Raw genomic sequence first — 12,356 nt, 5'->3', positions numbered from 1 at the left:
GATAAAGGTAGTAATTTTATGTGGTGGTAGAGGTACGCGCTTAGGAAGTGAAACAGAATCTCGCCCTAAGCCTATGGTGGAGATTGGGGGTCGGCCCATTCTTTGGCACATTATGAAGATTTATTCAAGCTATGGCTTTAATGATTTCGTTCTTTGCTTAGGTTATAAAGGAGAAGGTATAAAGAATTACTTTTTAAATTACCAGGGGCTTAATTATGATTGTATTTTAAATTTAAAGAGTGGTGCTATTAGGACCCTTGAGCATCATCTTTTGGAGGATTGGAACGTTACCCTTATTGATACAGGGCAGGATGCTCAGACAGGGGCGCGGGTAAAGAAGATAGAGAGATTCATTGAGTCAGACAATTTTATGCTCACTTATGGAGATGCGGTTACCAATGTAGACATTGGGAAGCTGTTAGAGTTTCACTTAAGACATAAGAAGATCGGGACGGTCACAGGAGTCTTTCCAGTTGCTCGTTATCAATTCGGAGAATTATTTATTAAGAAGAACCGGGTAGATATCTTTCATGAAAAGCCAATAAAGGTTCGCAAAAATGCATTAATTAATGGCGGCTTTTTTGTATTTAACAGAAAGTTTTTTAAATTACTAAAAGAGGATGACAATTGCATACTAGAGCAGGAACCTTTAGAAAGATTGGCAAAAACTGGCCAACTTAACGTTTATAAACATGATGGATTCTGGCAGTGTATGGATGTTGCACGCGATGCCGAATTACTTAATAGACTATGGCGGGGAAAAGCGCCCTGGAAGATTTGGAAGGATTAACCTAAGCAGTTAAAAACAACAGTATAAATTATGGGACTGTCAAAAAAGAGGATACTAGTTACAGGCGCAACAGGTTTTGTGGGAGCAAATCTAATTCGGTCCTTAATCCAAAGTCGTTGCGAAATAGGAATTTTTTCCCGTACGACTTCTGACTTCTGGAGAATTCAGGATATTAAAAAAAAGTTGAAGAATTTCAGTCTTGACTTACGAGAAGATGATAAGGTTAAGAAAGCATTGAAGGATTTTAAGCCACATATTATTTTTCATTTAGGCTGCTTTGGAGGTTATACTCATCAGAGAGACGCTGATAAAATGGTAAGTACAAATATTACTGGAAGCTTTAATCTAATAAAGTCAGTCAACCCTCTTTCTTTAGAGCTTTTTGTAAATGTAGGAAGTTCTTCTGAATATGGCCCCAAGAAGAATCCGATGCACGAAGATGACAGGCTTGCGCCAGTTAGCGTTTATGGAGCCTCTAAGGCAGCCTCTAGTCTGATTGCCAATGCCTTTTCCAGCACCTTTAATATACCGATAGTTAACGTGAGATTGTTCTCGCCCTTTGGATATTTTGAAGATGCCCATCGCTTTATACCATCTTTTATAATATCTGCTTTAAGAAGGAGAGCGATAAAGTTAACCCCCGGCAGACAGAGAAGAGATTTTTTATTTATATCTGAAGTAATAAATGCCTTTTTAAAGATTATCGATTATAGACAAGATGTTATTGGTCAAACTATTAATATAGCTAGTGGTAAGGACTATAGCTTGCGTCAAGTAGCGAGGATTATACTAAGGGAATTAGGCAACCCTATTAAGCCAGGCTGGGGAGTTTTAGCCTATAGAGAAAATGAGCAATTTTGCTGGCGGGCAGATATAAGAAAGGCAAGAGCGCTTCTTGGCTGGCAGCCAGAAGTAAGCCTAAATGATGGACTTGGCAAGACAGTAGAATGGTTTAGGCAAAACCTAGGGAGATTTAAACATTATGAGTGAGGATAGACGATCCTGGTCAGGTAAAAAAATTTTAATAACTGGCTTTTCTGGCTTTTTAGGCAGCCATCTTACCCTAGCGCTCTTAAAAAGCGGTGCCAGAGTTATCGGCATTGACAAAAGAGTAGAAAGAAAGAATTCAATTCTTAAAGGTAAACATCTTAAACTTTATTCGGTTTGTGCTAATATTAGAAATTTTAGGCTAGTCTCAGATATTATCACTAAACATAAGCCTGATTTTATTTTCCATTTAGCTGCTCAGGCTATTGTTGGTAAAGCAAACAAGATACCCTTAGCTACTTTTAAGGATAATATTACTGGAACTTGGAATATACTAGAAGTAGCAAAAAGGTGTAAGATTAAGAATATAATTGTTTCTTCAAGTGATAAAGCATATGGCGTGCATAGTAAGCTACCCTATGAAGAAAAGAGTCGACTTTGCGGTATCTATCCTTATGATGTATCTAAGAGTTGTGCAGATTTAATTTCTCATTCTTATTTTAAAAGTTTCCAACTTCCGGTATGCGTTACTCGTTGCGGTAATATTTATGGCCCAGGTGATCTGCACTTTGAACGGATTGTGCCGGATACTATTATCTCGGCGATTCGAGGAAGGACTCTTTTGATTAGAAGCGATGGTAAGTTTACGCGTGATTATATTTTCGTTGAGGATATTGTATCTGGTTATTTGAAGTTAGCCCAAATTATGACTAGAGGAAGACTCCATGGTCAAGCCTTTAACTTTAGTAATGAAAGACCCCTAAGCGTTTTAGAGCTAGTAAGAAAAATCTATAGACTAATTGGTAAAAGGCCAAAATATAGGATACTTAATCAGGCAAGCTGTGAAATTAAGAAACAATATCTTTGTGCGCAAAAGGCAAAGAAAGTCTTAAGCTGGAGGCCAAAAGAGAGCTTGGATTCAGGCCTAAGAAAGACTATTGCTTGGTATGAGGAATATCTAAAAAATGAGTAAAGAAAAAGATAGAGCTAATTTTTCGAAATTAGTTAAAGCCTACTACAGGAAACATCTTAAGCCTGATAAGTTTATTCCTGGTAAAACCAAGATACATTATGCGGGTAGGGTATTTGATACTCAAGAATTGACTTCTATGGTTTACGCTGTTCTTGACTCTTGGATTACTTTAGGTGCTTATGGAAAAGAATTAGAGGAAAAATTAAGAAATTATATGAATGCCAAGAATTGTATATTAGCTAATTCAGGATCTTCAGCAAATCTTTTGAGTACTTCAGCCTTAAAATCTCAAAAATTGTCCAGACCGCTTAAAGAAGGTGATGAGGTTATTACTCCGGCGCTTACTTTTCCTACTACCTTTGCACCCATTGTCCAGGCTGGTTTTAAACCTATTTTGGTTGATTGTAATATTTCAACACTAAATATCGATGAGCAAAAGATTCAGCAGGCAATATCAAAAAAGACGAGAGCAATGGTTATCCCTCATACATTGGGTAACCCTTGCAATATGGAACTTATTAGTAAAATTTGCAAAAAACATAGGCTTTATTTAATTGAAGATGTCTGTGATAGTTTAGGAGCTAAATTTGATAGAAAAAGACTTGGCAGCTTTGGCCACATGGGGACATTAAGCTTTTATCCAGCTCATCATATTACCATGGGAGAGGGTGGAGCTGTGATTATTAATGATGAAAGTTTTTCTAAAGCTGTCCTGTCTTTGCGAGATTGGGGCAGGGATTGTTTCTGCAAAGGCGATTCTTCCCTAGCTGGCGATTGTGGCAGACGTTTTGATTACAGAATTAAACTCAGTGATAGAAGCATTTCTTATGATCACCGTTATATCTATAGCCATATCGGTTATAATCTTAAGCCAACAGATATTCAAGCAGCATTAGGATTAGCTCAGTTTAATAAGCTTAATGACTTTATAAGGATGAGGAATAGAAATTTCAGGCGCCTTTTTGATGGCCTTAAAGTATTTGAGGATAAATTTATTTTGTCCACTTGGCATAAAAAATCTCAACCCAGCTGGTTTGCTTTTCCTATTACCTTAAAGTCTAATTGTGGTTTTTCGCGCCAGGAACTTTTAAGATTTCTTGAAAACAATTGCATAGAAACAAGGTTGATATTTGCCGGCAATATTATTCGTCAGCCCGCGTATTCTAAGTGTAATTTTAGAATCTCTGGGAATCTAAAGAATTCTGATATTGTTATGGAGAAATCATTCTTTATTGGTGTTTACCCTGGTTTAAATAAGCAAAAAATAGATTATATTATCTCTGTATTTAGAAAATTTTTCAAAAATAAAAGAAAATAATATGCTTTTGACAATAGTTATTACTGTATTTAATGAGAAGGATACGATATTAGAAGCGATACGAGAGGTAAAGGATATAAGGCTTGAGAAAGAGATTATTGTAGTAGATAACTGCTCCACAGATGGAACAAAACAGCTTTTAGAGAACCTCAAGGATCCTTCAATTGAAGTCGTATTCCAGCCAGAAAATTTAGGTTATGGTTGCTCGGTTAAGACAGGGGCAAGATTGGCTAAAGGAAAATATCTCTTTGTTCAAAATTCAGATTTAGAATATGATCCTAGTTGTGTTTATCAGATGGTGGAGCTTGCAGAAAAACATGGGTTGGATGCAGTATTTGGTTCTCGTCTGGCAGAAAGGAAGGATGATTCTTTCTTTGAAATAATAAAGGAACGCCCATATTACTTAGCTACGTTATTAAGTACATTTTTAATAAATGTTTTTTATGGAAGAAAATTTACTGATGTAATAGGCAATAGATTTTATCGTAGGCAGGTTTTTGATGAGGTTGCTGTAAAGTCGAATTTTATGGCTTTTGATTTTGAGTTAGTTAGCAGACTCTGCAGACAGGGCAGAAGGATTGAAGAAATACCTGTAAAATACTCACCCCGTACTTATAAACAGGGTAAGAAGATAAAATGGCATGACAGTTTTCCTGCATTGTTTGTTATGTTAAAGGTTAAACTTTTTGGATGAATTTATGAGAAAAGTTCCAAATCAAAAACTTATAAAGAGATTAAATCTAGTTGCTAAAGAGGTACGCCAAGACATAGTCAGGACTTCATTTTCATCAAAAAGTGCACATATTGCTGCATCTCTTTCAGCCGTTGATATACTAGTTGCTTTATATTTTGAAATCCTAAAGGTTAAAAGCAATGATTCACTATGGTCAGGACGCGACAGATTTATTCTAAGTAAAGGACATGGCTGTCTGGGTTTATATGCCACATTAACAAGAGCTGGTTTTTTAAGCCAAGCCCAATTAAAATCTTTTTGTAGAGATGGTGGTTGCTTAGGAGGACATCCTGAATTTGGCCGAATTCCTGGTCTGGAGGCCTCCACTGGTTCTCTAGGTCATGGTTTGTCTATTGGCGAAGGTATGGCATTGAGTTTTAAACATGGCAGGAAGAAGAATAAGGTTTTTGTACTTTTAGGTGATGGAGAATGTAACGAAGGTTCGATTTGGGAAGCTGCCATGTCTATTAGTCATTTTAAGCTAGATAATATCTGCGCCATAATTGATTATAATAAATTGCAAGCAACAGGCAGGACAGAGGCAATTATGGCTTTGGAGCCATTCAAGAAGAAATGGGAGGCTTTTGGATGGCAGTGTAAAGAAATAAACGGCCACCGCATGAATGAGATACTAGCTGCATTAAAAAGTATCCCATTTAAAAAGAATAAACCTTCTTTGATTATTGCCCATACCGTCAAGGGTAAAGGTATTTCTTTTATGGAAAATAAGTTAATCTGGCATTACCGTCCTCCAAATGAGAAAGAAATGATGCGGGCCTTAAAGGAATTGTCTAAGGGTTAGATATGAGAGATGCCTTTGTAAGAAGTTTATATAAGCAATTCAAGATAAACCCTTCTATCTATTTATTGGTTGCTGACTTAGGTATTTTTATTTTTGATGACTTTAAAAAATCATTTCCCAAAAGGTTTATTAATATAGGCGTTGCGGAAGCAAATATGATTGGCATGGCTTCTGGCCTTGCGCTTTGCGGAAAAATCCCTTTTGTTTATTCAATTGTCCCCTTTGTTACTGCTCGTTGTTTTGAGCAAATAAGAATTGATGCATGCTATCAAAATTTACCCGTTAAGATTATTGGAGTGGGAGGAGGATTTGCATATGCAAGCTTGGGGCCGACTCATCATGCTATTGAAGATATCTCCATAATGCGTTCCTTGCCCAACATGACTGTAATTTCTCCCGCAGATACTTATGAAACAGAAAAAGCAGTCGAAGCGATAGTAAAGATTAAAGGCCCTGTCTATTTACGCCTTGTAAAAAGCGGCGAACCAAAAGTCCATACCAAAAATTATGATTTTACTGTTGGTAAAGCAGTTAAGTTAAGAGACGGCAAAGATGTTACTATTATCTCTACGGGTGGACTCGTGTATAATTGCCTGAAGGCTTGTGAGATATTGGAGGAAGTAGGCATAAAGGCACGCCTGCTTAACTTCCATACCATAAAACCCATAGATAAAGAATCTATTTTTGATGCTGCAGCTAATACGAAGGCGATTATTACAGTAGAAGAGCATAGTATTATTGGTGGATTAGGGAGTGCAGTGGCTGAAGTTTTAGCAGAAAATTCTGATATTCACGTTCCTTTCCGCAGAGAAGGTATAAATGATACCTTTTGTAAAGAATTTGGTTCTCACAGCTACCTACAGCAGATTCATGGATTTTCTGTCTCTGATATAGTAAAAAAGGCAAAAAGATTTCTCGCATCGATATAACTTAAGATGGAAAAAATAACAGCAGTAATAATAGTAAAAAACGCAGAGAAGGAAGTAGAGAAATGCTTGCAATCTTTGAAAAATCTTGTTGATGATATTGTAATCGTAGATGATCTAAGTAGTGACAATACTGTAGAGATTTGCAAAAGATATGGCGCAAAAGTAATAACTCATGAGTCCAAGGGGAATTTTTGTAATCAACGAAATATCGGCTTAGAGAATGCCAGGGGTGATTGGATTTTACAGATGGACGCCGACGAAATAATCCCAAAGGAGTCAGTGCATAAGATTATAAAGGCCTTAGCGGATTCGAAAGATTTCGCTGCCTTTAAGCTTTTCCGGAAGAATTTCTTTTTGGGCTATGCCTTAAAGAGTGTTGGTACTGACAATTATATGATAAAGATTTTTAGAAAAGGGAAAGGTCATTACATAGGTAGCACCTTGCATGAGACGTTGAAAATAGATGGAGCAATAGGAGAGATCGAGGCAGAGATATATCATTATCCTTTTACTTCGATTAGGCAGGCCCTTGAGAAATCCAATCATTATTCAAGTAAAGAATCAGAGGAATTTCTAGAGGATAGGAATGAATTGGATTTCAGGGAAGTAAGATATCGTCTTGGCTGGAAGCCAATTAAATTATTTTGGAAACTTTATGTTAAGAAAAAAGGATACAAAGATGGTATGTATGGTTTTATCTGGTGCATATTAAATGTCATTTTTGCTATGAATAGGTGGCTTAAGATCTGGGAGAAAGCTCTCAATGAAGGCAAGCTAAAAAATTACCCTAAGCCCTGAGGAAATTCTATCTCTTTTTAAAATAAATAGTATGAACCTAGACAAGATCTCTAATATTCTTGCAATAAGGACAGATAGATTCGGAGAATTTATTTTGACCCTACCTGCAATACATGCTTTAAAAGAGAGTTTCCCAAATTCTTCAATAACCTTAATGGCCCATCCTTATAGTAGGCAGCTAGTGCAGGGGAGTCCTGATATTGACCAGATTATAGAATACCAAGACCCTTATTCTCGTGGACTGTTAAGAACATTTAGATTGATAAATGAATTAAAGAGGCGAAGATTCGATCTGGCAGTTATATTCAATCCAAAAAAGAAATTTAATATTGTCACTTTTTTGGCTGGAATCCCAAATCGCCTCGGATATGATCGAAAATGGGGCTTTCTTCTTAATAAAAAAGTCAAAGATTTTAAATTCCTAGGGGCAAAACATGAGGTAGAATATAATTTTGATTTAATCGAATCGCTCGCTGTTCAGAAACAAAAGAAGGTATTTCCAATTTCAATCGATAAAGATGACCAAGATTTCCTGGATAATATCCTAAAAGGTCTAGGGGTAAATAATGGTTCTTCTTTGGTTATAGTCCATCCCTGGACAAGCGACGTTACCAAGCAATGGCCACTTGCCTCTTTTATCAATTTAGTCAAGAGGCTTATTAAGGAGCTTAATTTGCAGGTTATCCTTATTGGAGGCAAGGAAGAAGAGGCTTCGGCAGAAAGTTTTAGCCAGGAGGTAGGCAGCGGAATCATTAATTTGACAGGAAAGTTGTCCTTGCGGCATTTGGCCAGCCTTTTTAAAAGAAGTAAATGCTTAATTTCTAATGACAGTGGTCCAGTGCATTTAGCAGCAGCAGTTGATACATTGGTTATTGCGTTGTTTCGTTCTGATATCCCGGGAAAATCTTCCAGGCGATGGGGGCCTTATGGTAAAGGTCATATGGTTATCGAAAAACCACGCCTAGAAGAGATTGATGTCCAAGATGTATTGGAGAAGGTCAAGATTTTGATAATGCATTAAGTTAAAGTATGAAAAGAATACTATTTATAAATCCATTTGGCATTGGAGATTGCCTGTTTACAACGCCTTTAATTTCAGCAATAAAGGAGCACTGGCCAGATTCTTTTATAGGCTATTGGTGCAATCAAAGGGTAAGTGATATTTTAAAATCCAACCCTAAAATTGATGTTGTTTTTCCTTTAAGCAGGGGAGATATAAAAAGAATATATAGCTATTCTTTCTTTGCCAAGATTAAAAATACCCTTTTCTTGCGATCTAAGATTAGAAGGACAAGATTCGATGTTTCGCTAGATTTTTCGCTGGATCATCGCTACGGCATGTTGGCAAAACTATGCGGCATAAAGAGACGCATTGGTATCGACTATCGAAAACGCGGTAAATTTTTAACTCAAAAGTTAGAAATTTCTGGATACCATGATAAGCATATAGTAGAATATTATCTTCAATTATTGGACTTTTTTAAGATTGAGCCCTTGGCTCCAAAACTAGAATTGTTTGTTGATGGTGCGTCAAGAAACTGGGCAAAAAAATTCTTAATTAAGCATGATCTGGATTCTAGTCAGGATTTTATAGGGGTATGTCCTGGAGCAGGAGAAAGTTGGGGCAAGGATGCTTCATTTAAGCGTTGGGATGCCAAAAATTTCGCAAGCGTTTGCAACAAAATTATCACTAATAGCGCACTAAAGATTTTAATCTTCGGCAATAAACAAGATGAACAGGTTTGTGAGGCTGTATATAATTCTATAAATGAGAAGGCGAATGTTCATAAGCTATATCCGTCCTTGAGCTTGAATCAATTTAGCGCTCTTTTGGAAAGATGTAAGTTCATTTTAACTAATGATGGAGGCCCGTTACATATGGCAGTGGCTTTAGGCGTAAGGTCGGTTTCGGTGTTTGGGCCGGTAAATGAAGTTGTCTATGGTCCCTACCCGCAATCAAAAGAGCATATTGTGATGAAGTCTGATTTATCCTGTCGGCCTTGCTATAAGAATTTTCGAATTTCAAAATGTGAAAATAACAATAAATGTTTAGTTGATATTAGCCCAGAAGAGGTTTTTTCAAAAGTAAGGAGGTTTCTGTGAAGGTCCCTTTCATGGATTTAAAAAGTCTGCATCGAGATATTTTGCCGGAATATCTAAAGAAGGTTAAAAATATTTTCGATTCTAACGATTTCATTTTAGGTGAAGAGGTTAAACAATTTGAGTCTGAGTTTGCTGTTTATTGTAATGTAAGGTATGCAGTAGGTGTAAACTCTGGGACAGATGCTTTATTTTTAGGATTACTAAGTTTAGGTATTGGGAAAAACGATGAGGTAATCGTACCCGCCTTTACTTATATTGCTAGTGCTTTGGCCATAACTTATACTGGTGCAAAACCTAAGTTTGTAGATATTGAAGAATCTAGCTATAACATAGATGTGGATAGCCTCAATAAGGCCATATCCAAAAAAACCAAGGCGATTATGCCTGTACATCTTTATGGACAGCCGGCAAATATGCCTCAGATTTTAAAGATTGCAGATAAATATGGGCTTAAAGTTATAGAGGATTCTGCTCAGGCACATGGGGCAGATTGGAAAGATTCGAAAGGCAATTGGCATAAGGCTGGAAGCAGTTCAGATGTAGGATGTTTTAGCTTTTATCCATCTAAGAATTTAGGTGCTTGTGGTGATGGTGGTATAGTAGTAACCAATAGTAAAAAGCTTTATAAAAGATTACTTATGCTTAGAGATTATGGCAGAACAAGTCGTTATGATCACAGAACAATCGGTTACAACTCTCGCTTAGATACCTTGCAAGCTGCAGTATTGCGGCTTAAGCTTAAAAAGCTAGATAGGGCAAATAGTATGCGTAAATATAATGCATCAATCTACAATAGTTTATTAAATGGCTGTCCTGGTATTAAGCTTCCTATAGTATCAGATTTTGCCCGGCATATCTATCATGTTTATGCAATAAGGATAAAAAACCGAAATAATTTAATAAAATTGCTAAAGAAAAGAAAAATCACCGCCCTGATTCATTATCCCATACCACTGCATCTACAAAAGGCATATAAATTCTTGGGATACAAAAAAGGAGATTTTCCAGTATCTGAGAGAGTTGCCAAAGAAGTACTTTCACTTCCCATGTACCCACATTTAAAGAAAAGGGAAATTGAATATGTGGCTAGCTGTTTAAGGAAAATTTATGAAAGATAAATTGACGCCTATCTCCGTTGTTATTATTACAAAGAATGAAGAAAAAAATATCGTTTCTTGTTTAGAGAGTGTCTCTGGATGGGCTGATGAGATTATTGTTGTCGATGATGAAAGTACTGATGAGACGCTGTCTCTGGCTAAGCGTTTTAGCAGCAAGGTTTTCTCCCGTAAGATGGATATAGAAGGCGCACATCGCAATTGGGCATACGCCCAGGCAGAGAATGATTGGGTTTTAAGCCTGGATGCGGATGAGCGTGTTACAGAAGAGCTAAAAAATGAGATTGATAAGGCTTTATCTAATCCAACAGATTATAATGGATTTACGATTCCTAGAAAGAATTTCATTGGCAAGCATTGGATTAAATCTAGCGGCTGGTATCCTAGTCCGCAGCTAAAACTATTCCGAAAAGATAAATTTAAATATGAAGAGGCGGCTGTGCATCCCAAGGCATTCATGTCTGACCCTTGCGGGCACCTAAAGAGCGATATTATCCACTATTCTTACAAAAATATTGAAGATTTCATCAATAAACTTAATAAACAGACTACTCTTGAAGCTCAGAAATGGTACAACCAGGCTAAGCCAATGCGTTTAGGGCACTTTCTCTGGCGTAGTTTTGACAGATTTATGCGCAGTTTCTTTGGAAAGAAAGGATTTAAAGGTGGCTTCTGGGGATTTGTTGTAGCCTTCTGTGCTGGATTATATCAGTTTTTAAGTTATCTAAAATACAGGGAGATAGTACGTAATAAGGGGGTATAAAAGTTGAGAATTTTAATTACAGGTGGAGCTGGTCTTGTTGGTTCACACGCAGCAGAATACTTTGCCAAGAAAGGAAATGAGGTTATTGCCCTTGATAATCTCATGCGTTCAAAAATTTTCGGATATGACAAAAAATCAGTAGAGTTTAATTGGAATTATCTAAAAAAACTTAATAATATTAAGTGCATTAAAGGTGATGTAAGGGTAGAATCCGATTGCCTAAAGGCCTTAGGCAAGGGGGTTGATGTTGTTATCCATACTGCTGGTCAACCTGGCGTACTTGCCTCTGTAAAAGATCCTAGGGAAGATTTTAGTATTAACGCCTTTGGTACGCTCAATATATTAGAGTGCACGAGAAAAATTTGCAAGCATGCAACCTTTATCTATTGTTCGACCAATAAAGTTTATGGCGAGAATGTAAGTGAACTCCCTATAGAGGAGAAGGATACTCGTTATTGTTTTAAGGAAATTAAAGGCATTAATGAAGATATACTTACAGACTTAACAGCTCATACTCCTTATGGAGTATCAAAGCTGGTGGGTGATCTTTATACTCAGGAGTACGCCCATATCTATGGTATGCGCACAGCAGTATTTCGTATGAGCTGCATATATGGAACCAGACAATTTGGATTTGAAGATCAGGGTTGGGTTGCTTGGTTTATTATTGCAGCGCTTTTTAATAGGCCAATAACTATTTTTGGTGATGGTAAGCAGGTTAGAGACCTCTTATATGTTGAAGATCTTGTTGGGGCATACGATGCCTTTATTGATAGTGATTTATCTAGCGGAGTTTTTAATATTGGCGGTGGTCCCAATAATACAATATCACTGCTTGAATTCATCAAGCAGCTGAAAGAGATTAGCGGTAAAGACCCTAATCTTTCTTTTGGCGATTGGCGCCCTAGTGACCAGAAGGTATATATTTCAGATATAGATAAAATAAAAGAAAGACTTTCTTGGCAACCCAAGATAGGCGTTAAAGATGGTATTGCTAGATTAGTTGATTGGGTGAAGACGAATAAGCGTTTTTTCATCTAATATC

General features: G+C 36.9%; 13 protein-coding genes. All 13 read left to right on the top strand.

Translation table 11 applies throughout. The features are described 5' to 3' along the window. Window position 1: 1 nt before the first annotated feature. The 13 genes from rfbF to KJ593_05875 are packed head-to-tail and all read left to right on the top strand — an operon-like array spanning window position 2 to window position 12,352. Window positions 2–790 (top strand): glucose-1-phosphate cytidylyltransferase, encoded by a 789-nt coding sequence (gene rfbF, locus KJ593_05935; protein ID MBU2541420.1) that lies wholly within the window; start codon window positions 2–4, stop codon window positions 788–790. Between the two features lie 30 nt (window positions 791–820). Continuing rightward, window positions 821–1,780 carry an NAD-dependent epimerase/dehydratase family protein gene (locus KJ593_05930; protein MBU2541419.1) on the top strand — a complete coding sequence of 320 codons (960 nt, stop codon included), beginning with the start codon at window positions 821–823 and terminating at the stop codon, window positions 1,778–1,780. After that, window positions 1,773–2,750 carry a GDP-mannose 4,6-dehydratase gene (locus tag KJ593_05925; GenBank protein MBU2541418.1) on the top strand — a complete coding sequence of 326 codons (978 nt, stop codon included), beginning with the start codon at window positions 1,773–1,775 and terminating at the stop codon, window positions 2,748–2,750. Before KJ593_05930 ends, KJ593_05925 begins: the two co-directional genes overlap by 8 nt. Further along, entirely contained in the window at window positions 2,743–4,068 is a 1,326-nt protein-coding gene (gene rfbH / locus KJ593_05920; GenBank protein MBU2541417.1) for a lipopolysaccharide biosynthesis protein RfbH, read from the top strand. The genes KJ593_05925 and rfbH overlap by 8 nt, the downstream gene beginning before the upstream one ends. 1 nt (window position 4,069) lies before the next feature. Beyond that, the gene (locus KJ593_05915) at window positions 4,070–4,762 is read left to right on the top strand and encodes a glycosyltransferase family 2 protein (protein MBU2541416.1); all 693 of its coding nucleotides are present in this window, start codon (window positions 4,070–4,072) and stop codon (window positions 4,760–4,762) included. Window positions 4,763–4,766: 4 nt separating this feature from the next. After that, a complete protein-coding gene (locus tag KJ593_05910) occupies window positions 4,767–5,603 on the top strand; it encodes a transketolase (protein ID MBU2541415.1) in 837 nt (278 codons plus the stop codon). 2 nt (window positions 5,604–5,605) lie between these two features. Beyond that, window positions 5,606–6,532: a transketolase gene (locus KJ593_05905; GenBank protein MBU2541414.1), complete on the top strand. Its 927-nt coding sequence runs from the start codon at window positions 5,606–5,608 to the stop codon at window positions 6,530–6,532. Between the two features lie 6 nt (window positions 6,533–6,538). Continuing rightward, window positions 6,539–7,330 (top strand): glycosyltransferase family 2 protein, encoded by a 792-nt coding sequence (locus KJ593_05900; GenBank protein MBU2541413.1) that lies wholly within the window; start codon window positions 6,539–6,541, stop codon window positions 7,328–7,330. 31 nt (window positions 7,331–7,361) lie between these two features. Then, on the top strand, window positions 7,362–8,351 hold the full coding sequence (locus KJ593_05895; GenBank protein MBU2541412.1) for a glycosyltransferase family 9 protein: 990 nt from the start codon (window positions 7,362–7,364) through the stop codon (window positions 8,349–8,351). An 8-nt stretch (window positions 8,352–8,359) separates the two neighbouring features. Further along, a complete protein-coding gene (locus KJ593_05890) occupies window positions 8,360–9,433 on the top strand; it encodes a glycosyltransferase family 9 protein (GenBank protein MBU2541411.1) in 1,074 nt (357 codons plus the stop codon). An 11-nt stretch (window positions 9,434–9,444) separates the two neighbouring features. After that, window positions 9,445–10,551 (top strand): DegT/DnrJ/EryC1/StrS family aminotransferase, encoded by a 1,107-nt coding sequence (locus tag KJ593_05885; GenBank protein MBU2541410.1) that lies wholly within the window; start codon window positions 9,445–9,447, stop codon window positions 10,549–10,551. Continuing rightward, entirely contained in the window at window positions 10,541–11,311 is a 771-nt protein-coding gene (locus tag KJ593_05880; protein MBU2541409.1) for a glycosyltransferase family 2 protein, read from the top strand. Before KJ593_05885 ends, KJ593_05880 begins: the two co-directional genes overlap by 11 nt. Window positions 11,312–11,314: 3 nt before the next feature. Further along, window positions 11,315–12,352, top strand: coding sequence for an NAD-dependent epimerase/dehydratase family protein (locus tag KJ593_05875; GenBank protein ID MBU2541408.1), 1,038 nt, complete (start codon window positions 11,315–11,317; stop codon window positions 12,350–12,352). Window positions 12,353–12,356: the final 4 nt, after the last annotated feature.

It is taken from the genome of Candidatus Omnitrophota bacterium (assembly GCA_018830005.1).
GTDB lineage: Bacteria > Omnitrophota > Gorgyraeia > JAHJTE01 > JAHJTE01 > JAHJTE01.
Note: the sequence above shows the minus strand (reverse complement) of the source record. Positions and strands in the feature narration are given on the sequence as shown.

Coding starts and splice junctions, on each gene's coding strand:
- KJ593_05930 (MBU2541419.1), top strand. CDS start 821: ATGGGACTGTCAAAAAAGAGGATACTAGTTACAGGCGCAACAGGTTTT.
- KJ593_05900 (MBU2541413.1), top strand. CDS start 6,539: ATGGAAAAAATAACAGCAGTAATAATAGTAAAAAACGCAGAGAAGGAA.
- rfbH (MBU2541417.1), top strand. CDS start 2,743: ATGAGTAAAGAAAAAGATAGAGCTAATTTTTCGAAATTAGTTAAAGCC.
- KJ593_05880 (MBU2541409.1), top strand. CDS start 10,541: ATGAAAGATAAATTGACGCCTATCTCCGTTGTTATTATTACAAAGAAT.
- KJ593_05890 (MBU2541411.1), top strand. CDS start 8,360: ATGAAAAGAATACTATTTATAAATCCATTTGGCATTGGAGATTGCCTG.
- KJ593_05910 (MBU2541415.1), top strand. CDS start 4,767: ATGAGAAAAGTTCCAAATCAAAAACTTATAAAGAGATTAAATCTAGTT.
- KJ593_05885 (MBU2541410.1), top strand. CDS start 9,445: ATGGATTTAAAAAGTCTGCATCGAGATATTTTGCCGGAATATCTAAAG.
- KJ593_05915 (MBU2541416.1), top strand. CDS start 4,070: ATGCTTTTGACAATAGTTATTACTGTATTTAATGAGAAGGATACGATA.
- KJ593_05905 (MBU2541414.1), top strand. CDS start 5,606: ATGAGAGATGCCTTTGTAAGAAGTTTATATAAGCAATTCAAGATAAAC.
- KJ593_05925 (MBU2541418.1), top strand. CDS start 1,773: ATGAGTGAGGATAGACGATCCTGGTCAGGTAAAAAAATTTTAATAACT.
- KJ593_05895 (MBU2541412.1), top strand. CDS start 7,362: ATGAACCTAGACAAGATCTCTAATATTCTTGCAATAAGGACAGATAGA.